Origin of the sequence: Pseudomonas oryziphila, assembly GCF_003940825.1 — a bacterium.
Classification (GTDB): Bacteria; Pseudomonadota; Gammaproteobacteria; order Pseudomonadales; family Pseudomonadaceae; genus Aquipseudomonas; species Aquipseudomonas sichuanensis.
Map to the genome: position 1 here is coordinate 2719751 of NZ_CP034338.1, position 19911 is coordinate 2739661.

Here is a 19911-nt window from a genome sequence, read left to right on the forward strand (position 1 = left end):
GCTACGAGCTGCAAGCTTCAAGCAAAGCCGCGTGGGATTCAACTTGAAGCGTGCAGCTTGAGGCTTGCAGCTCAATTGCCGCCGAACATTTTCGCCGCGCGGGCGCGGATTTCCTCGACGCTCAGGTCTTCCTTGTGGGTAGAGACGAACCACATGTTGTTGAACGGATCCTTCAAGGTGCCGCTGCGGTCGCCGTAGAACTGGTCCTTCACCTCGCTCAGCTGCTGGGCGCCAGCGGCGATCGCCTGGGCGAAGACCTTGTCGCAGTCCTCGACGTACAGGTGCAGGCCGACGGCGGGATGTTCGATGGTCTGGCTCGGCTTGAGGGTGTTCGGCATGTCACAGGGGTCGCCGAGCATCAGCGAGGAATCGCCGATTTTCAGTTCGGCATGGCCGACGCGGCCTTGGGGGTCTTCAAGGCGGAACATCTCGACCGCGCCGAAGGCCTTCTTGTAGAACTCGATGGCCTTGGCGGCGTCCTTGATGCCGAGGTAGGGGGTGATGCTGTGCTGGCCTTCGGGGATGGGCTTGACTGCCATTTGCGTACTCTCCTTTCACCTGGGTGGGCCATGTGCGCGTTGCGCCACGGTGGTGACTTAGAGTCGTACAGGCGGGCAGGAAATCGACCTGAGGTTTAGATCGATTGCCTATAAAAAACGCGCCGCCCCCGCGTTATGCAAACGCGGGGGCGGGGCGTCGATCAGAAGATGTAGTCGGTGGTGAGGAAACTCGACTGCCGATTGCGGATGATCTCGCTGATCAGTTCCTTGTTCGCCTCCTGGAACCGGGTCGCCACCAGCGTGCGGATGGAGAACACCCGCAGCGCGTCATGCACCGACAGCGTGCCCTCGGCGCTGTTCTTGCGGCCATTGAACGGGTAGGTGTCCGGCCCGCGCTGGCACTGGGCATTGATATTGATGCGGCCAACCTGGTTGGCGAAGGTGTCGACCAGCGCGCCGATGGTGGCGGGGTCGTTGCCGAACAGGCTCAGTTGCTGGCCGTAGTCCGAATCGAGCACGTAGTCGATCACGGTCTGCAGGTCACGATAGGGCACCACCGGCACCAGCGGGCCGAACTGCTCCTCGTGGTAGACACGCATGTCCTGGCTGACCGGGTAGAGCAGGGCGGGGTAGAAGAACGAACCACGGCTGAGGCCACCGCCTTCATTGAGCACCCGCGCGCCTTTGCCGGTGGCATCGGCCACCAGGCCGTCGAGGTAGTCGAGCTTGCCCGGCTCGGGCAGTGGCGTCAGCGCCACGCCCGGCTCCCAGGGCATGCCGGGCTTGAGCGCGGCGAGCTTGCGCTGGAACTTGTCGAGGAACGGCTCGACCACGTCTTCATGAACGAACAGGATCTTCAGCGCGGTGCAGCGCTGGCCGTTGAACGACAGCGCGCCGGTGACCGCCTCTTCGACGGCATTGTCCAGATCGACCTGGGGCAGCACGATGCCGGGGTTCTTGGCATCCAGGCCCAGCGCTGCGCGCAGGCGGTGCGGGCGTGGGTGCAGCTTTTTCAGGTCGGCGGCAGCCTTGTGGGTGCCGATGAAGGCGAATACGTCGATCTTGCCGCTGGCCATCAGGGCGCTGACGGTTTCGCGGCCACGGCCATAGATAACGTTGATCACCCCGGCCGGGAAGCTGTCGCGGAAGGCTTCGAGCAGCGGGCGGATCAGCAGCACGCCGAACTTGGCTGGCTTGAACACCACGGTGTTGCCCATGATCAATGCCGGGATGAGGGTGGTGAAGGTTTCGTTGAGCGGGTAGTTGTAGGGGCCCATGCACAGCGCCACGCCCAATGGCGCGCGGCGGATCTGGCCGAGGGTGCCTTGTTCCAGCTCGAAGCGGCTGGAGCGGCGGTCGAGGTCTTTCAGGGCGTTGATGGTGTCGACGATGTAGTCGCAGGTGCGGTCGAACTCTTTCTCGGAGTCCTTGAGGTTCTTGCCGATCTCCCACATCAGCAGCTTGACCACTGCCGTGCGCTGTTCGCGCATGCGCGCCAGGAAGGTTTCGACATGCTGGATGCGCTCGGCCACGCGCATCGTCGGCCAGGCGCCGCGGCCCTTGTCATAGGCCTGGACCGCGGCGTCCAGGGCAGTGAGGGCGGTGTCGGCGTCGAGCAGCGGGGCGCTGCCAAGGATCACCTGGCGCTCGCCGTCACTGTGCTTGAGCCACACCGGGCTGTGCACCGTGGCCAGCGGGCCGTCCCAGTGCCTGAGTTCACCGGCCACCAGGTAGTCGCGTTGCACCAGAGGCTCGCCCAGGCGCCATTGCGCGGGGATGTCGTCAGGGGTGGGAAACAGCGAGTCGAGCAGACGTTCCATGGGGCTAGCACCTCTTGTATTTGGCTGGGTGAAACGCTTCAGCATCCGAGCATGCACCCCGCGCAGGAAAAAAACCAGTCTGGCTCAACATTGCCCGGGGTGCGCCGATACAGGATGAATCGACTCCGATGTCAGGCCTATGACCAGCAACAATCGCCCCGCACTCGATGACCCCTTGCCCGAACAGGGCGCCCTGCGCCGCACCCTCAATCGCATGCTACCGGTAGGTTTCGCCGTGGTCGGGATCGGCCTGTCCATGGTGCTCGGCCACCTTGATGCCCAGCGCGAGCAGGCCGAGCAGGTGGCCAACCTTGCCGCGCGCCTGTCCGGTGTGCGCGGGGCGCTGGAGGCGCAGTTGCGCGCGGCGTTCAGCGAGGCCGAGGGCATCGCCCAACTGATCAGCGCCGACGGCAGCATCAGTGTCGAACATTTTCACGGCATGGCCCGGGATGCCGTGGCTTCGGTGCCTTACATGCGCCATATCGCCCTGGCACCGGGGGATGTGGTGAGCGATGTCTACCCGCTGGAGGGCAACGAGCGGCTGCTTGGCCTCGATTACCGGCTTTTGCCGCTGCAGTTTCCGCTGCTGGTGTCGGCGCGTGACCGGCAGGCTCCGGTGCTGGCAGGCCCGCTGCAACTGCTGCAGGGTGGCCGGGGGCTGATCTACCGGCGGCCGATCTTCGTCACCGGCAAGCGCGGGGTGAAGTTGTACTGGGGCAACCTCTCGGTCGTCGCCGACATCGATCGCCTGCTGCTCACCGCCGGCCTGCGCCCGGAGGCGGGCTTCGAACTGGCAGTGCGTGGCAGTGATGGCAAGGGCGCCGATGGCGAGGTGATCTGGGGGGATGCGCAGTTGTTCGAGGCGCCCCAGGTTAAGATCAGCGTGGACGTGCCGGGCGGCCTCTGGCAACTGGTGGCCGCGCCGCGTGGCGGCTGGTCGGCGCTCAATCTGTTTGCCTCGCCGCTGTTCCTGTTTGCCTTGACCACCACCGGCCTGTTCAGCCTGTTCGTCGCCCAGCTCAACCGCAAGCAGCGCCTGCTGGCGCTGCGTAACCGCGAGCTGCGTCAATACCAGGCCCAGCTGGAGCGGCTGGCCCACTACGACACCATCACTGGGCTGCCCAACCGCGTGCTGTTCCTGCAGCAGTTGAGTGCGGCCATCGAGCAGGGCCATGGCCTGGCCGTGCTGATGCTCGATATCGACGGTTTCAAGCAGGTGAACGACAGCCTCGGCCACCCCATGGGCGACCTGTTGCTGCAGCAGGCCACCGCGCGTTTCCTGCAGGAACTGGACACGCAGGACCGGGTTTGCCGGCTGGGCGGCGACGAGTTCGTGTTCATGCTGCAGGGCACTCAGGGCCAGGTCAGCCACCAGATCCGCGCCGTGCTGCGTTGCCTGCAGCGCCCGTTCGACCTCAACGGCAATGCCAGCCTGGTCACTGGCAGTATTGGCCTGGCCTGGTCCCCGCAGCATGGCGAGGACGCCGACAGCCTGCTGCGCCACGCCGACACCGCCATGTATGCGGCCAAGGAGAGCGGCCGCAACGCCTGGCGTCCGTACCACCCGGACATGACCGAGCGCCTGCAGCAGCGCCTGGAGCTGGAGCGCAACCTGCGCCGGGCCCTGGAATACAACGAGTTCGAGCTGTGGTACCAGCCCAAGCTCGACCTGTTCAGTGGTGGCCTGGAAGGGGTCGAGGCGTTGTTGCGCTGGCGCGACCCGCAACACGGTCTGGTGTCTCCGGGTGAATTCATTCCGTTGGCCGAGCGCACCGGGTTGATCATTCCGCTGGGCGAGCGGGTACTGGAACTGGCCTGCGCGCAGTTGGCGCAGTGGCGAGCGCAGGACCTGCTGCCCGGGCCGTTGGCGATCAACGTGGCGGCACTGCAGATCGAGCGCAGCGACTATGTCAGCGCCCTGGCCTGTGCCCTGGAGCTGCACGGGCTGCCGGCCAACCTGCTGGAAGTGGAGATCACCGAGAGCCTGCTGATGGAGAGCCAGCAGCAGGCCTGCGCGGTGCTGGCGCAGTTGCAGGCGATGGGCGTGGCCACTGCGGTGGACGACTTCGGCACGGGTTATTCGTCGCTGGCCTACCTGCGCGCGCTGCCGATCGACCATTTGAAGATCGACCGCGCCTTCATCAAGGACCTGCCTGGCGACGACGACGCGGTGGCTATCGCCCGGGCGATCATCGACCTGGGGCATGCCCTGGGTTTCAGGATAACCGCCGAAGGGATCGAGACTCAGGAGCAGTACGACTTTCTGCGCAACGCCGGCTGCGACCAGGGGCAGGGCTTCTTGCTTGGCCGGCCGATGCCGGCGCCGGCCTTGCAGCACTGGCTGGCCGAGCACCGCGACCGGCGGCGCCCGGCCAGGGAGTGAGGGACGCCGCTGCAGGTTGCGCTACATGGGTAGCTCAAGAATTCGCCAGGCGGCCTGGCTCATCGCGTAGTCATGCATCACCGGCTCGGCGTCGATGCGCTGCAGGCGCCGCCAGAGTTCCTGTCGTGCAGTATCCGGGTCATTCATGTAGGTATCGTTGACAAGAACGGCGCGCAGCCCGCGTCGGTAGGCAATGGGCAGCCGCTGCCAGATCGCCTGTTGGGCGGCATTGGTGCCCTCAAGAAGTTCTTCGTACTGGTAGTCGGCCACCAGCAGATCGATGCCATGCGCCTGATAGTACGCATCGATCTGGCCCTGCACTGTCGGCGTCAGCCAATCGCTTTCCAGCTCCATCGCACGGGCGACGTGCTCCGGGAACACCACCCCCTGCGGCAGGGCCGTGAACTGGTTGTCGGAGAGGTCCAGCACTGACAGGCCGATGCCGCCGTTTTCTTCGGTAGGCGTTGACAGGTTGTCCAGCCCCTGTGGCAATTGGGTGAGGCTGGCATTGTCCAGGCTCACCACTTGCAGGCCACGCAGGTTGCCGATGTCGGGTGCGCGCAGCAGCGGGTTCTCGGAGAGGTCCAGGTGCAGCAGGTTGGGCGAGCGCTCCAGGCGCGCCTGGGCCAGGTCGTCCCAGGTGATGCGGTTGCCTTGCATGTCGAGCGAAATTAGCCGCAGTGGCACGGCCAGCTCCGGCAAGGCCGCGAATCGGTTGTCCCGCAGGTGCAGGCGCTCCAGCAGTGGGAAGCGCTCGAGGAACTCCGGGTGCAGCCAGCTCAACTGCGGGTTGCCACTGAGCTCGAGCTCCTCGACGTGCCTGAAGTCATCCGGTAGCGCGAGGCTGGCGATATCCTCGTTGGTCAGTTCGAGGCCCGCCAGGTCGAGCGCCTGGATGCCCAACTGCGGGGCGATCGGGCTGGGTGAGTCGCGGTGCCAGGCGTCGATGATCAGGCGCACGGCCCGCTGGCGCCGGGGTGAGCCGGCCGACCATTCGGCCAGGTCGTCGCGCAGCCGTTGCAGGCGCGCTTCCAGCCTGCCTAGCGCGATTTCCGGGGTAATGCCCTGGCGGTGCCAGCGCGACAGGTCGGCATGGAACTGTTGGTCATCGCTGCTGGGGTACAGACGCCGGTAGCGTCCACGGGTGGCGCCACGCAGCAACGGCGGCGAGTAGCCGCCGCCTGCATCGCCGCCGCGCAGCCCGCCCTGTCGCCACCGCGCGGGAGCGCCGCCCCAGAGCCTTCTGGCCAGGCCCTGCCGATCATCCTGGGCCAGCGCCAGCACCTGCTCGCGCAAACCTTCGGCGCCCTTGATGCGCAGCCCCAACGCCTGTAACCGGGCGCTGGAAAAAACCTCGACCAGTGCGCGGCACAGGTCTTGATCGATCGTACCGGCTACCGGGCGCTCGCCGCGGTAAGCCTCATACCCTTCGGCGGACTTGATCAGGGTGTAGCGTTCGCTTGCCTGGCTGTCGCCGATGGTGCGCAGTACTGGTCCTTGGGGGCTGCCAGCGCGCAGTTCCAGGCGCAGCGTCGAGCGGCCGGCCATCCGCTCGACGCACATGAACAACAGGCGCTCGCTGTCGGTTGAAGCCAGGCGTGGTAACCACACGCCTTCCAGGGCACGGGTGAGGGGCAAGGCGCTTGCCACCTGGCGGGCGGCATTGTCGAGCCAGGCCGGCAGTTGGCCGGTGCTGCGCTCGCTGGCCGCCAGCCTGGCGACCAGGCGTATGGCCAGCGGCCGGGTCAGGCGTGGATGGTCGATCAGCAGTCGATCGACCAGCGGGTCAGCTGGGCTGGTTGGGTTGTAGTAACCCTCGAACAGTGGCGCGTGGGTGAGGGTGGCGTCCTGCGCCATCCGGACCACGGCCTGTTGCTCGGCACGCAGGCGTGCAAGGGTATCGGCCAGCAGCGGCGGGGCGGGCCTGGAACGCAGGTGAACCTGGCTCAGGGCGTCTTCACTCAGGCCGCATACCTGGGTGGCCCGGCGCAGCTCATCATCAGTGAACCCGGTGAACTCCGGCCCCAGGCGCCGTATCAGGTAGACCAGGTCCCAGTCCTGGGGCTGTTCGTGCTCGGCATGCCAGGCGCCTTCGCCATTGTGCTCAAGCAGCGGCTGATAGGCGTCGTTGCGCTCCGGGTGGACAATGCGCCAGCGCTTGAGCTGTGGGTCGAGGCGCTGTTCATACAGATGCCCGTCGATGCGGATGAAATACCTGCCGCCATGTTCGAACTGCCCGCTGGCGTTGGCTTGCAGCGTTTCAGGCAAGGCCATCGGGCTGCGGTAGGGGGCAAGCTCCGGGCGCCACAGCCGTCGGCTGCCGTCGGCCACTCGCACCTGATCGAGGCTTTCCATCAGCGGGCTGTTGAACAGCTTCGGCAACACCTTGCCGGCCACATGCAGGCCACCGATCAAGGCCAGGTTGAGCCCGACGGCCTCAAGGTGACGCATGGCCAGCTGGCGATCGCCGATGTTCCATGCCTCATAACCCTCGTAGGCCTCGTCCAGCAGTTGGCAGGCGATGACGGCAAGCATCAGGGTGCCGACCCCGGGGACAAAAAAGCCGGCAACGGTCAGTACATCCATGCCAAGGCTCAGCCACTCGTCGAGACGGCGCTTGCGCGCCTGCGCGTCGGCATCGGCGGTCGGGACTGCCAGCAGGCGGGCTTCGGCCTTGAGCCGGGCCAGGTGCCGATCCTGAAGGAAACCGAATACTTCGGCAGACACCGCAGTGAGGGTCAGGTACAGGTGTGTCGGATTGGCAGTGACCCAGGCCTGGTCACCGAGGCCGAGGCCGCTGGCGTCGAGATTCTGGCGCAGCAGGTCGAGGAACTGGGCGTGCTGGTCAAGTGACAGGTAGGCCAGGAAGCGCCGGCGGGCTTGTGGCTCGATCAATAGTTGCGCCAGCGCGGCCTCCACTGCTTGCTGATCCTTGCATGGTTGCAATGCCGGGCTGTGCCCCGGCAGGTATAGCAGCAGGCCGGCCTTGCCAGTGTCGATCAGCAGCACCTCATGCAAGGGGATGCCAAACAGCGTGAGCGTCCAGCAGTTGCCGGGGTCACCGTTGAGCAGGCGCTCCACTTCATCGCGGGCGTTGCCGCTGAGAGCCTGGCGCAAGTAGCCGACATCAGCCGCCACCCGCAGACGGTCGCGTTGCACTGTCATGGCCAGGGAGCGCAACCGTGCCTGGTTGCTGCCATCGAAGATGTGTTGCAGGTGCTCCTGGTAACGTTGGCCCAGGTCAAGTTGCCTGCAGCTGCTGGCAAAGGCCTGGGGCGTGAGGGGCAGGGCGTTGATCTGATAGGCCTCGGATGTCATCTGAAACGCAGCACCTGGGGTATCGAAACCGATTGGCGCGAAGCCTTCGACGGTGATCGGCTGCACGCTGATGTCGGCTGGGGCAGCAATGGCACTGTGGCTGTCGAACGACTCATCGCCGGCAAAGTTGAGCAATGCCGCCTGCAGCAGGCTGTGCCGTTCACTGCTGTACAGGAAGCGGCTGCCGAGCCAGGACCACTGGCGTTGCACATGCAGCAGCTGGGTGTCACGTACGGGTGCGAACATGCCGTCTTGCGCAAGTTGTGCCTGCAGCAGCGGCTCGCAGAATTCGCTTATTTGCTGCAGCCCCTTGAGAGCGCGGGACAAGGCCTGTTGCGAGCGTGTCAGGCGGCTCTGGCTGGCCAGCAGGGTTTCGCGCAGGTCGGGGGCGGCATTGTTGAACCAGTCGGCCTCGGCCCCGGGTAGGCCTTGGGCGGGTTCCAGTGCGCCGCGCAGGGTTTGCCAATGTTCGGCTGGTAGCGGTTGGGTCCAGCCAGGAAGCTGTTGTTCGAGTAGCTGTTGATGCGGGTTGATATCCGGGTAGGGCATGCGCTGACTCCTGTTCGATCGAGCGAACAGCAGGCACCGAAAAGAATCAGCGTAAGCGGTAAATAGCTAATGACGGGGGCGATAGGCAGGCGGACCTGAAGACACTGTGCTTGGATATTAAATTGGCGCCAAGGAATACCTGGCCTTGATATCAATGTGCCGCTTGCAAAGTGATTTTCTTGCACCTTTAATTGTTTCTGAATGTGAGTGCAGTTAATGACTTTATAAGTGTTGAATATCAGATAGTTAGGTTGGCGCTTCAAGCACTTAAGCGATTCTCTTCAGGTGTGTCCATCCGACAACAGCAAAGGACGTTGACGCGCGATGAAACAGTACTTGGCGGCTGTTGCCCGTAAATTCATATCGCCCTCCATGCGCTATGAACTCAGGAATGTATCAAACAAGTTACGCGATTTTCTCGGGCGCGCCTGTTTCTGGCGCTGGGAAATAGCCAGGTTCCGCCTGCAACAGGAAAGCCCTTACGAAATTCTGTACATCGGACGCAAGCAGCGCCGGGAGATGGCCAAATTGCTCATTGGCGGCAAGGGGCAGGGCAATGCGCCCGCCGCCAACGAGCCAGTGCAGCCTGCAGCCTCGGGGCACGTGGTGGTGGTGAGCGAGATGCCGACCACAGGCGCCTTGAACGTACCGCATTACCTGAGCGCCGTGGTGCCTTTGGGGCGCCCGCTGGAGGAGATCACCGCGCGTTACGACAGTGAGCTGCGCCGCAGCATCCGCAAGAACCGGCCGCTCTATCAGATGCGCCAGACCCTGGACGATGACGAAATCGCCATGGCCGATCGCGATCTGCTGCGCCCTTACGCCTCGGCACGGCAGGGTATTCATGCCGCGCAGTTTCCCACCGACGATGTGTTTCGCCTGGCCAAGGGCGTCGGCCGGCTCGACCTGATCACGCTGGAGGGCGAGGTGGTTGCCTGCCACCTGGGGTGCGAGATCACCCGTGGCGGCAAACGTTACTGGAGCACCCTGCGCTTCGGATATTGCGAAGCAGTGTTCGCGGACGCGAAACGCCTGCGTGAGGTCAACTCGATCACCACCTACATGGCCCTCGAATGGGCCCTGGAGCAGGGCTACGACTATTACGACATCGGCCTATGCGTGGCGCGGCCGGATGACGGGCTGCTGAAATGGAAAAGACGGCGCGGTGGGGATATCGATGGCCTGAACAACCACGCGTACATGTTTGTCCGGCTGCCCAAGGCGGGGGTTGCCCAGTTTCTCTGGGACACACCTTTGTTTGCCGTTGAGGGCAAAAAGCTGACGCTGCACCTGGGTGTGCCTGACGGGCCAAGCGATGAGGAAGTTGCCAGTCGATACCATGAAATGGTGTTCGGCGGCCTGCACAAGATCTACCTGTATGGCGCAAAAGGCGCGGGTGAGCAGTTTCTGGAAAACCTGCGCAGCCGTTACGCCAGCGTGCAGACACCGCCGACCATGGAGCGGGTCGTGTCCAGTTAAGTTTCAGGGTTCCACGCGCATGTTGCGCCAAGCCAGTGACGCTGTGCTCAAGCAGGGGGGACATCATGGGAAGTGGTATTTCTAATTTCAGCGCACCGCCCACCCGACATAACACCTGGACGTTGGCTGCGTACAAGAACATGGCCAGGAAGCGCCTTGGGCGCAAGCCGGACATCGACCTTAAAAGTATTGCGGACAAAAGCTGGGATATTGCCCCCGGGGAGTCCACGGTTTCGCCAGCGGCCTTCTATCTGCCAGGCCAGCTGGAGCGGGTGACCGGCTGGGAGGGCAAGCGTTTCTATCCTTACGTCCATCCCGCACAGACCATGGAGGGCGGGGTGTGCATCGAGCAGGGCGCAACCCGTGGCTACCTGATCAAAGACGCCTGGCTGGTCGACGGTGCGCTCTACAAGGGCAATGCCAGCCATTGGTTGTCGCGAAAACCCAGCACCTTTCCACGGATCAGCGTGGACCACGAGATCGAGCGTGGCGCCGTTTATTGCACGCAGAACGGCAATTCGTGGTTTGGTACCTGGCTGATGGAAGACTGCGTGACTTATGCCCTGGCCTGTGACGAGGGGGTGCCGGTGACCACCGCGCCGTCGGCGCGATTCCCGCTGTTCACCCAGGCCCCGGCCTATGAAGACTGGCTGGATATGCGACCGCTGCGCCTGCACAGTGCGTTTTTCCGCGAACTGGTTTTGTTCGACGACCACTGCAACAACCGCAGCCGGCATGCCCGCTACCGCGCGATGGGCGAGAAACTGCTGGCACATGTGGATGCAGCGCCCCACCCAGGGGTGTTCATCCTGCGTGGCGGCGATGGCGATTTGCGCTTGTTGCGCAATGAAATCGCGGTTGCCGAGCACCTGGCCAAGACCCGAGGCTTTCGCATCATCGACCCGCTGCGTGCCGATGTGCCGAGTATTGTCGCCGCCTGCGCGGGGGCGCAGGTGGTGATCGGCGTCGAGGGCAGCCAGCTGGTGCATGGCGTCAACGTGCTGCAACCAGGTGGCTGCGTGCTGACCTTGCAGCCGCCGAACCGGTTTGTCAGTTACTACAAGTACCTGACTGACCGCGATCACCAGCATTTCGGTTTTGTGGTCGGGTTGCCAGAGGGTGATGGCTTTCGGATCGATGTGGCAGAAGTGGAGCGCACGTTGGACTTGATGCCATTGTGAGCATGGCCCTGCGCTGATGCCGGTGGCTATGCAAGCGGGGGCGTTGATGTTTTGACTGTAAGCCGAACCATTAGCATTAGGCTTCTCATCGATGAAACACCTTAGCCGCTACCTGGTCGCTTCAGGGACTTGATGGGCCCTTCAAGCACTTTTGTGGTAATCCGAAAATAGCCGAAGTTAAACACCTTTCGCAGCCATTCGCTTGGACTGTATCAATGCCAAATCTCTGCATATTTCATCTGGCGAGAAATTGACATGAACAGAGGTCTTCGATTGAGATTTATTATGGTGTCGGATCGTTGACGTAATATCAATGTGCCCATAAGCTCAAATTCAACAGCGATACAGTCTTTGTTCCCCAACAATAACGTTCATCCTCTTGTGCAGGAGGGGATTATGCGCTCGACACTCTTCATTAAATCGATTTTTCTGTTGGTCCTTTTGAGCGGCGCCGCACGGGCAGCCGATTCCTATATGAGCCATGCCAGCGTTATTCCTTTGGCGACGGCGGGTTGGCTGTTTGCTTTTGCGGTGATCGGTTTTGTTGCTGTTGCCAACAGAAGTAAAATTTGAAATGTGTCAATGAGTTGCGTGTGCCCTCTGTAGTTGTTTTAAAAGTTGCAATGCTTTTTGGTAATAAGCCAGTAAATTGACAGGTGAAATCTGTTGTTGGCGGCCCTGGCATCCTACAGAAGCTTGTCAATTTTCCTACCATTGCTATATTCCAGTAGCCGGCGAGCCGGACGCTGAGGTGTCAGCGTTCAGGCGCAAGACGGTACTGGCTTCCAGGATGATCGGGGCCATCGCGGCGGTGGTTGTCGCCGCGACCAGAGCGAGATGTAGTGCGTTGTTCTCAATCAGTGCTCTTTGCAGGCCATCAGGCCGGAGGGACCCCATGGTACGTCTAATGTCTGCTGTGCTGTGCGTGCTGATGCTGTGGTCTGGTGCCGGCCGTGCTGACCCATCCGCTACCCCCTATCTGCTGAGCCCTGGCGACCGGGTGATGATCTCGGTCTGGCAGGAAGAAACCCTGCGCCAGGAAACCACTGTCCTGCCTGATGGCAGCATCACCTTCCCGTTGGCGGGGCGGGTCAATGTGGCCGGGCTCGACCCGACCGCTGCCGCGCAAAAGATCAGCGCCGGTTTAAAGGCATACCTCGCCGAGCCTAATGTCAGCGTCGTGGTGACCGGTACTGCCGGCAATCTCGTCTATGTGCAGGGCAAGGTGATCAAGCCCGGCCCAGTGCCCATGGCAGGCCCCACCGCCGTGTTGCAGGCGCTGAGCATGTCGGGTGGCCTGGACAAATTCGCCGACGAAAGCGCCATCAAGGTCATTCGCGGTACGGGCGCGACACAAAAGGTTCTGCCGGTGCGTTACAAGGATCTGGTTTCCGGGCGTGACCTGTCCACCAACTTCCAACTCCAGGCGGGCGACACACTGGTCGTTCCCTGATCTGTCTGACTCAATATTAAGACCGCATAGTGCCAATTATTCGAACAACAAGCGTTGCAACGGCAATCATGATGATGCCGTTTTCCGGCCTGGTACAGGCCGCCAACTGGCAGTCTTCGGTCGTGGTTCCCACGACCGTCGAGTACGACAGCAACCCGCTGTTGCTGACGTCTGACGAGAAGGGTGTTATGCGCACACTCATCGAGCCCACTTACAACCTTGTCGGCACTTACGGCCGCGACCAGGTGAACCTGGGGCTCGGCGTGCATGTGCTGCGCTCGTCCGACACCAATGTGATGGGCAACCGTGAAGACCCCGATGTCAGCCTTGGCTGGCAACGCGATACCGACAAGGGGCGGTTCGGGCTCAAGGCGCAGTATGTCGAAAGCTCGACGCTGTCCGGCAGTGTCCTGGACACCGGTGTGGTGACCACCGACGGCACCCAGAAGATGACCCTGCTGACGGGCACCTGGACCCACGCTCTCACCGATCGCACCACCCTGGACAACCAGACCACCTACTCCCACGCCCGTTATGACATCACCACGCTGACGGGCTACGACGAGTATGCCAACGCCACTACCCTGACCTACGCCTGGAACGCCCGCACCGATGTGTTCACCGGCCTGCTGGTGCGCCGCTACGAACCCGAGCAGACCGACACGGCGCGGGCCACCAACAGCTATACCCCGACAGTCGGCGTGAAGTACCAGCTTACCGACCGGCTTGAAGGTACCGTGCACGCTGGCGTCAACCAGGTTTCCGGATCCGGGGGCGGGCGCCGTGGCGAGGGCGGGGTGTCGCTCAACTACAACGGTGAGCGTGCCGATGCCAGCTTCAGCGCCGAGCGCAGTACCGTCGCCAGCGCCGAGGGTGGTTTCGCCGAACTCGACATGGTGCGCGGGCTGTGGAGCTATGCCGTGAGCGAAACCAACCGTGTGGGCCTTGAAGCGTCCTGGCAGGACAGCAAGGGCCAGACGCCGAACACCCTGCAGACCTACAGCGCCTGGGCCAGCCATGAGTTCTCGCCGTTCTGGGACCTGCGTCTGTCGATGATGTACAAGGAACGTCAGCAGGACAAAGTGCCGGATGCAGTAGCTACGATCATCGGATTGACCCTGACCTACAGACTCCCTGACCTTTGACTTTCAGCGTGGGCCCGCCATGAAGACTGAATACGAGATGTCCGTCAAAGATTACCTCGCCATCATCAAGGACCGGGCCCTGCTGCTGGGGTTGAGCATGATCGTCATCCTGGCGGTGACGGTCGGGATTGCCCTGACGGTGCCGCCCACCTTTCAGTCGACCGGCACCATCCTGGTGGAGTCGCAGCAGATCTCGCCAGAGCTGGTTTCGGCGAACAACAACAGCTTTGCCGATGAGCGCATCGAGGTCATTCGCCAGCGCGTGATGACCCGCGAGAACCTGCTGCAGATCATGGACAAGTACGGCTTGTTCAACGACAAGGGCCACCAGCTCAGCGAGTCGGACAAGATCGACCAGATGCGCAACGCGATCCTCGTCACCACCCTCAGCACCTTCGTCAAGGGGCGCGGCGAGACCACGGTGGCGTTCAACGTCTCGTTCGAGCACAAGCGCCCGGAAGTGGCCAAGGAAGTTGCCACTGAACTGGTCACCTTGTTCCTCAACGAGAACATGAAGCAACGCACCGAGCGGGCCAGTGAAACCACCGAGTTCCTCACCCAGGAAGCCAACAAGCTCGGCGCCGAGCTGGCCACCCTGGAGAACCAGCTCGCCGATTTCAAACAAGCCAACGCCAATGCCTTGCCCGAGAACCAGGCATTGCGCATGAGCATGCTGTCGCGCTCGGAGCTTGAGTACCGCGAAGTCGATCGCGACTACAAGAGCGCCCAGGAAGAGCTGCGTTACATGGAGCTGGAGCTGTCGGCGGCGAATGCGGGGCTTGCGACCAAGACCGATGGCGCACGTTCGAGTGCCCCCGACCAGATGCAGGACCTGCCCAGTCTCAAGGCAGAGTACGCCCGGCTGCTGACCCGCTACACGCCAGCGCACCCGGATGTGCTGGCGATCAAGCGCAAGATCGATGCGCTGCAGGCCAGCGGCAGCAAAGCCAACGCCGCCTCGGGCGTGAGCCTCGACGTTGCCCGGGCCCGGGCCAAGCTGGTAGCGGCCCAGGACCGGATTGCCTCGCTGGCCGAGCAGAAGCGCCAGCTGGGCAGCAAGATCGAAGGTTACGAAGCGGAGATTCTCCAGGCCCCGCAAGTCGAGCGCGGCCTGGTCACCCTGATGCGTGACCATGACAACGCGCGCAAGAAATACGAAGAGATCCGCGCCAAGGAAATGGGCGCGAAGATCACCGAAAGCCTGGAGCAGGAAAACAAGGCCGAGCGCTTCGTGTTGCTTGAGCCACCGCTGATGCCGGAGAAACCGGTAAAGCCCAACCGCAAGAAAATCGTCGCACTGGGCCTGGTGCTCGCACCTGCAGGTGGCGGGGCGTTGGTGATGCTGCTTGAGTTGCTCAATCAGCGGGTGCGTGGTGTCGGCGCCCTGGAGAGCGTGCTTGGCCGGCGCGTGCTGGTGGCCGTTCCATTCATCTCTACCCAGGCTGAACAGGCGAGACGCAAGAAGTTGCGAGTGTGGGGGATCATTGGCGCGTTGGTGATGGCGTTGGTCCTGCTGCTGCTTGTGCATCTGTTCTATATGCCGCTGGATCTACTACTGTTTAAAACTATGGCGCGGTTTGGCTAGGGAGCGCAGCAATGGACAGGAATACGCCAGCAATAGGCAAAGGCCTTCATCAGGTTCCACCTACCGAAAAACTGCCGGCACCGCTGGTTCAGCGAACCGACGTGCTTGGCCCGTTCGACTATGTGCAAACCAAGGTGGTGCCGCTGCGCGCGGAGCACCTTGAGCGCCATCGGATCGTGGCCTACAACAAGAACTCGAACATGAACTGGGCGTTCGACCTGCTGCGCACCCAGGTGCTGCAGACCATGGAAGAGAACGGCTGGCGCACCCTGGCAATCACCTCGCCGACGCCCGCGGCGGGCAAGACGGTGCTGGCGATCAACCTGGCCATGAGCATCGCCCACCACACCAACAAGACTGCACTGCTGGTCGATTTCGACCTGCGCCGGCCACGGGTCGGCAGCACCCTTGGCCTGCCTATGGATCGGGCGCTCAATGACCTGCTGGCCGACAAGGCGGGGCTTGAGGAGGTGCTGGTCAACCCGACGTTGCCACGTTTCGTGGTGTTGCCGACCCGGGAACCGATCCCGATGTCCACCGAGATGTTGTCCTCGGCCAAGGTGGGTAACCTGATCAACGACCTGCGCGATCGCTACGAGTCGCGCATCTGCATCTTCGACCTGCCGCCTTTGCTCAGCTCGGATGACGCGATCACCGTGCTGCCCAAGATCGACTGTGTGCTGCTGGTGGTCGCCAATGGCGTGAACAGCAAGAAGGATATCGAAGACTGCCTGTACCACCTGGCTACCGCCAACATGATCGGTGCCGTGTTGAACAAGGCCGAGCCCGAGACCCGCGACTATTACTGAGCAAAAGGGTGAAACGTACCCCTGGGGTCAAACCCAGGGGTATTTTTTTTCCCAGTTCCAGGCGTGACGCACGATGGCCTCAAGCGAGCTGTAGACCGGTTGCCAGCCGAGCAGCTGCCTGGCCTTGCCGGCATCGGCCACCAGCCGCGGCGGGTCGCCTGGGCGGCGCGGCGCGTCCTCGACGCGGACCTCGCGCCCCGTCACATCGCGCACGGTGTCGATCACCTGCTGCACGGAGAAGCCGAGACCGTTACCCAGGTTGAGCGCGGTGCTGGCGCCACCGGCAACCAGGTAGTCCACTGCCCGCGCATGGGCCGAGGCCAGGTCGGCCACGTGGATATAGTCGCGAATGCAGGTACCGTCCGGCGTGTCGTAGTCGCGACCGAACACGGTGATGGCGGGGCGACGCCCCGAGGCCGCTTGCAGGATCAAAGGGATCAGGTGGGTTTCCGGCTCGTGGCGTTCGCCACATTCACCCTCGGGGTCCGCCCCGGCGGCATTGAAGTAACGCAGGCACACCGAGCGCAACCCGTAGGCGCGGTCGAAGTCCTGGAGCACCTGTTCCACCATCCACTTGCTGCAGCCATAGGGGTTGATCGGCGCCTTGGGGTGTTGCTCGTCGATCGGGACATACTGCGGGTTGCCATAAACGGCGGCGGTGGAAGAGAAGATCAGCCGCCTTACCCCGGCGCGAACCATGGCCTGCAACAGCACCAGGGTCGCCGCCACATTGTTCTGGTAATACCTGCCAGGCTCTGTGACCGACTCGCCCACCTGGATGAACGAGGCGAAATGGAACACCGCATCGAAGCTGTATTCGGCGAACAGGGCATCCAGTGCAGGCGCATCGGCGATGTCGAGTTCCACCCACTTGATCTGGGGCCGTGTGGGTGCAAGATCAGCCACTACCACCTCATGCCCCTCGGCCAGCAAGTGCTTGACCATGTGCGAACCGATGTAGCCTGCACCACCGACCACCAAGAACTTCATGCAAACCTCCTGGAAGCTGCTGCCCGTACGGACGTCCCTTTACGGCAACCGGGCGCGCCGGTTGCCGCAACAGGCCTTTGCAGACTCTAGATGGCTATTTGAGGAACAGCCAATTGGACATGCGCTGGCCATCGAAGCGGATGTTGTAGCGCCCATTTTCGTAGTCCGCCGGCAACTGCGTTTCTTCCCCATCGGCATTGCGCGCGAACAGTTTCAAGCCCGGCAAAGCCTTGACGCTGAGGGTGCCGGCGAGGGGTTCGACATGGAAGGGTGTCTTGTCATCCTCGCGGGGTACAGCGCGGGTGCCCAGCGAGATCAGCAACGCCCGCGACTGACTCAATGGCCTGGCATCGAGGCTTTGCACCGCAACGCTGGCATAGGGGGTCTGTAACTGGGCCTGGATGTTGCTCAGTTGGATCGACTGGCCACCCAGCCAACCGGTGGCGACCTGGGTCAGGGTGGTATCGATGGTGTATAGCCCTTTTTGCCAGTTGCGCCTGAGCTCGCCGGTGTCGCTGCTGGACTCGCTGGCGGTGGCGAGCAACAGCGACTGGTCTGGGTCATGCAGCACTTTCGCATCAGCCGGGATCACACTGGGCTGCAACCACGGCAGTTGGGGTGTGGCTGGCATGGCGATCTGCAGCCGGCCTTTCTCCCAGGCCGTGCGCAGCAGGGCCGAGTTGTTTGGGCTGATGGCACGGTTATAGAGAGTCTCGGGCGTGGGTGCGAACACGTAGCGGGTGGTGGCCTTGCGCACATCCCCGCGTCGGTAGAGCAGGGCAGCGGCGGGGAGGGTGGCAAGTAGCGCCGGGTCGTTGTAGGCGTGCCAGTTGTCGGCGGTGCGCCAACCTTCGATGAATTTCTGCTGGCTGTAGGCGTACTGCATCAGCCCGTCCCAGCCCTGGTGGCTGGCGGTGCCGGCGATGTACAGCGGCAATGAGTGGCGATCGGGGGTGGGGAAGGGTTCGGCGTTCCATTCGGTCACCGTCATGGGCTTGCCGACCACCTGGGCCGCCGCAAGCCAGTCGACCATGCCGTCGCTGGTCAACGGGTTGCGCTCCAGTTGCCCGCCGCCGCCATAGCTGTGGGCGTCGATCACATCACCCGTGGTCAGCGCCGGCAGCGCGCTCAGGCCATTGCCACCCCAGGTGCTGGTGGTGACGATCGGCACCTTTACGCCAAGCCCGCGCAGGTGCTGGATCATGTCGAGGTCGAAGCGGTGTTCCAGGTCGTTGAGGAACAGCTTCGATGGGCCTGGCAGCCAGGTCATCTGGATTTCGTCGACATTCAGGTGTTGGCGCTGAGCGAAGGCCTTGGCCTGGTCCTCGAACAACTTGTAGTGCCTGGGCACGTTCTTGTCTTTCAACAGGGCATTGCCGAAGTGCTGGGTGATGTCGTTCTCGTTGGTGATCAGCACCGCGGCGACCGCCGGGTCGTCCTTGTAGGCCAGGCCGGTATACGGGTTGACATGGGTCAGGTACTGCTCGGCGAAACCTTTCATGGCCTGCTGCAGGGTGATGTTGACATAGGCGTAGCCCTTGAGCCCTGCGGCGCCGTGGGTCTTGGGCAGCTCATCGAAGCCATAGATGTCATCCGCCGGGGTGATCGGGCGCTCCACGTGCAGGTCCAGCCACACATAAATCCCTTGGTCTTTCAGGCTCTTGATCCACAGGTCAAGCTTGCGCAGCGACTCGGCATTGAGCTGGCGCGTGTCGCGCAGGGTGGTCATGTCGCCGAAGATGTTCGGGCTGACCCAGGGCGAGTCGTGATGATGCAGGCGCACCAGGTTGAAGCCCAGGGCCGAGAGGCGCTCGGCCTGCACCTTGATCTCCTCGTCCGGGGTGCCGAACAAGGCGTAGGCCGTCAGGTTGGTGCCCCAGAAGCGTGCCGGCGTGCCATCGGCAAACTGCAACTGCTCGCCTACAGCCTTGACGAAGCCACGCTTGCCCGCCGGTATTTCCGGCGCGTTGAGAAACGACAAGTCGACCGGTGACTTGCGCCAGTCGAGTTGGTCGTCGGGCCAGCTGGCAGGGTCGACCATGCCGAAGCGCTCGGTGGGTGTCGGGCCGATGGCGATGTCGCCACTCACCTGCAGTTGCGCCTTGACCTGCTGGCGACCGGGCTCGATCGCCTCGCTGTAGAAGAACGCCCGGACTTCGCTGGGATTGCCGCGTTCGAAATACACCCTGGCCAACGCCGGCTCGAAGCGCATCTCCAGCCGACGCCCCTGCGCATCATTGCCCCATGACCAGCCGCGATTGCCGGGCAGCAATTGCGGGGCGCCCATCTCTCCGGCGACCAGTGCCGGGTCGAAATGGAAGACCATGCCACCGCCCATCACCTTGGTCTTTCGGCTATGGGCATCCAGGTCGAAGTTCCAGGCCAGGGTGCGTTCGCCGGGCCGGCTGATATCCGCCCTGAGGTCGAAGTCCAGGTCCTTGTTCTTGCCCTCCAGGGTGTAGTGGTAGGGCGCGTTGACCTTGAGCGCGGCATAGAACCCGGTCCAGTCCCAGTCAGCGCCCCAGAAATCGAACTTGGCGATCATCGCCGGCCCGCCGCCGCGGGTCACGGTCGGCAAGCCGTTCTGTTCCTCCACCTTCACAGTCCAGGCCGCAGCCTGTGCTGCAAACGGCAGAATCATCAGGCCAGCAAGGAGCGAAACCCGCAGCAACGGGCGCAGTGCAGATGACTTCATTGTC

13 protein-coding genes are annotated in these 19911 nt (G+C 63.0%); 8 read left to right on the forward strand and 5 right to left on the reverse strand.

Annotation, left to right across the window (positions count from 1 at the left end; translation table 11 throughout):
* Positions 1-71: 71 nt before the first annotated feature.
* Positions 72-539 carry a VOC family protein gene (locus EJA05_RS12670; protein ID WP_125463928.1) on the reverse strand — a complete coding sequence of 156 codons (468 nt, stop codon included), beginning with the start codon at positions 537-539 and terminating at the stop codon, positions 72-74.
* A 161-nt stretch (positions 540-700) separates the two neighbouring features.
* Positions 701-2320: an NADP-dependent glyceraldehyde-3-phosphate dehydrogenase gene (locus tag EJA05_RS12675; RefSeq protein WP_125858482.1), complete on the reverse strand. Its 1620-nt coding sequence runs from the start codon at positions 2318-2320 to the stop codon at positions 701-703.
* A gap of 139 nt (positions 2321-2459) precedes the next feature.
* Between EJA05_RS12675 and EJA05_RS12680 the strand changes: the two genes are divergently transcribed.
* Positions 2460-4703, forward strand: coding sequence for a putative bifunctional diguanylate cyclase/phosphodiesterase (locus EJA05_RS12680; protein WP_125858483.1), 2244 nt, complete (start codon positions 2460-2462; stop codon positions 4701-4703).
* A 21-nt stretch (positions 4704-4724) separates the two neighbouring features.
* Here the strand turns inward: EJA05_RS12680 and EJA05_RS12685 are convergent, their stop codons facing one another.
* Positions 4725-8570 carry a dermonecrotic toxin domain-containing protein gene (locus EJA05_RS12685; protein ID WP_125858484.1) on the reverse strand — a complete coding sequence of 1282 codons (3846 nt, stop codon included), beginning with the start codon at positions 8568-8570 and terminating at the stop codon, positions 4725-4727.
* Between the two features lie 324 nt (positions 8571-8894).
* Here EJA05_RS12685 and EJA05_RS12690 point away from each other — a divergent pair, with 324 nt between their 5' ends.
* The 7 genes from EJA05_RS12690 to EJA05_RS12715 all read left to right on the forward strand — a co-directional run bounded on the left by EJA05_RS12690 (position 8895) and on the right by EJA05_RS12715 (position 16222).
* Positions 8895-10049, forward strand: coding sequence for a GNAT family protein (locus tag EJA05_RS12690; protein WP_125858485.1), 1155 nt, complete (start codon positions 8895-8897; stop codon positions 10047-10049).
* A gap of 65 nt (positions 10050-10114) precedes the next feature.
* Complete coding sequence (locus EJA05_RS12695) at positions 10115-11230, forward strand: glycosyltransferase 61 family protein (RefSeq protein ID WP_125858486.1); 1116 nt, start codon at positions 10115-10117, stop codon at positions 11228-11230.
* Positions 11231-11626: 396 nt separating this feature from the next.
* On the forward strand, positions 11627-11803 hold the full coding sequence (eppA, locus tag EJA05_RS28225) for an EPS-associated small membrane protein EppA (RefSeq protein ID WP_178125794.1): 177 nt from the start codon (positions 11627-11629) through the stop codon (positions 11801-11803).
* Positions 11804-12125: 322 nt separating this feature from the next.
* Positions 12126-12683, forward strand: coding sequence for a polysaccharide biosynthesis/export family protein (locus EJA05_RS12700; protein WP_125858487.1), 558 nt, complete (start codon positions 12126-12128; stop codon positions 12681-12683).
* A gap of 74 nt (positions 12684-12757) precedes the next feature.
* Positions 12758-13828, forward strand: a complete 1071-nt coding sequence (locus EJA05_RS12705) for a hypothetical protein (protein ID WP_390969337.1) — start codon at positions 12758-12760, stop codon at positions 13826-13828.
* Positions 13829-13847: 19 nt separating this feature from the next.
* On the forward strand, positions 13848-15413 hold the full coding sequence (locus tag EJA05_RS12710; RefSeq protein WP_125463936.1) for a GumC family protein: 1566 nt from the start codon (positions 13848-13850) through the stop codon (positions 15411-15413).
* A gap of 11 nt (positions 15414-15424) precedes the next feature.
* A complete protein-coding gene (locus EJA05_RS12715; RefSeq protein WP_110992631.1) occupies positions 15425-16222 on the forward strand; it encodes a CpsD/CapB family tyrosine-protein kinase in 798 nt (265 codons plus the stop codon).
* Positions 16223-16249: 27 nt separating this feature from the next.
* On the opposite strand, the gene galE is transcribed toward EJA05_RS12715, so the two are convergent.
* Positions 16250-17212, reverse strand: a complete 963-nt coding sequence (gene galE, locus EJA05_RS12720) for a UDP-glucose 4-epimerase GalE (RefSeq protein ID WP_125858489.1) — start codon at positions 17210-17212, stop codon at positions 16250-16252.
* Positions 17213-17306: 94 nt separating this feature from the next.
* Positions 17307-19907, reverse strand: coding sequence for a glycoside hydrolase 5 family protein (locus EJA05_RS12725; RefSeq protein WP_125858490.1), 2601 nt, complete (start codon positions 19905-19907; stop codon positions 17307-17309).
* Positions 19908-19911 lie beyond the last annotated feature (4 nt).

What these genes read in the sequence shown, in the direction of transcription:
- EJA05_RS12670 (WP_125463928.1), bottom strand. Translation starts at nt 539, where the DNA reads ATGGCAGTCAAGCCCATCCCCGAAGGCCAGCACAGCATCACCCCCTAC.
- EJA05_RS12675 (WP_125858482.1), bottom strand. Translation starts at nt 2,320, where the DNA reads ATGGAACGTCTGCTCGACTCGCTGTTTCCCACCCCTGACGACATCCCC.
- EJA05_RS12680 (WP_125858483.1), top strand. Translation starts at nt 2,460, where the DNA reads ATGACCAGCAACAATCGCCCCGCACTCGATGACCCCTTGCCCGAACAG.
- EJA05_RS12685 (WP_125858484.1), bottom strand. Translation starts at nt 8,570, where the DNA reads ATGCCCTACCCGGATATCAACCCGCATCAACAGCTACTCGAACAACAG.
- EJA05_RS12690 (WP_125858485.1), top strand. Translation starts at nt 8,895, where the DNA reads ATGAAACAGTACTTGGCGGCTGTTGCCCGTAAATTCATATCGCCCTCC.
- EJA05_RS12695 (WP_125858486.1), top strand. Translation starts at nt 10,115, where the DNA reads ATGGGAAGTGGTATTTCTAATTTCAGCGCACCGCCCACCCGACATAAC.
- eppA (WP_178125794.1), top strand. Translation starts at nt 11,627, where the DNA reads ATGCGCTCGACACTCTTCATTAAATCGATTTTTCTGTTGGTCCTTTTG.
- EJA05_RS12700 (WP_125858487.1), top strand. Translation starts at nt 12,126, where the DNA reads ATGGTACGTCTAATGTCTGCTGTGCTGTGCGTGCTGATGCTGTGGTCT.
- EJA05_RS12705 (WP_390969337.1), top strand. Translation starts at nt 12,758, where the DNA reads ATGCCGTTTTCCGGCCTGGTACAGGCCGCCAACTGGCAGTCTTCGGTC.
- EJA05_RS12710 (WP_125463936.1), top strand. Translation starts at nt 13,848, where the DNA reads ATGAAGACTGAATACGAGATGTCCGTCAAAGATTACCTCGCCATCATC.
- EJA05_RS12715 (WP_110992631.1), top strand. Translation starts at nt 15,425, where the DNA reads ATGGACAGGAATACGCCAGCAATAGGCAAAGGCCTTCATCAGGTTCCA.
- galE (WP_125858489.1), bottom strand. Translation starts at nt 17,212, where the DNA reads ATGAAGTTCTTGGTGGTCGGTGGTGCAGGCTACATCGGTTCGCACATG.
- EJA05_RS12725 (WP_125858490.1), bottom strand. Translation starts at nt 19,907, where the DNA reads ATGAAGTCATCTGCACTGCGCCCGTTGCTGCGGGTTTCGCTCCTTGCT.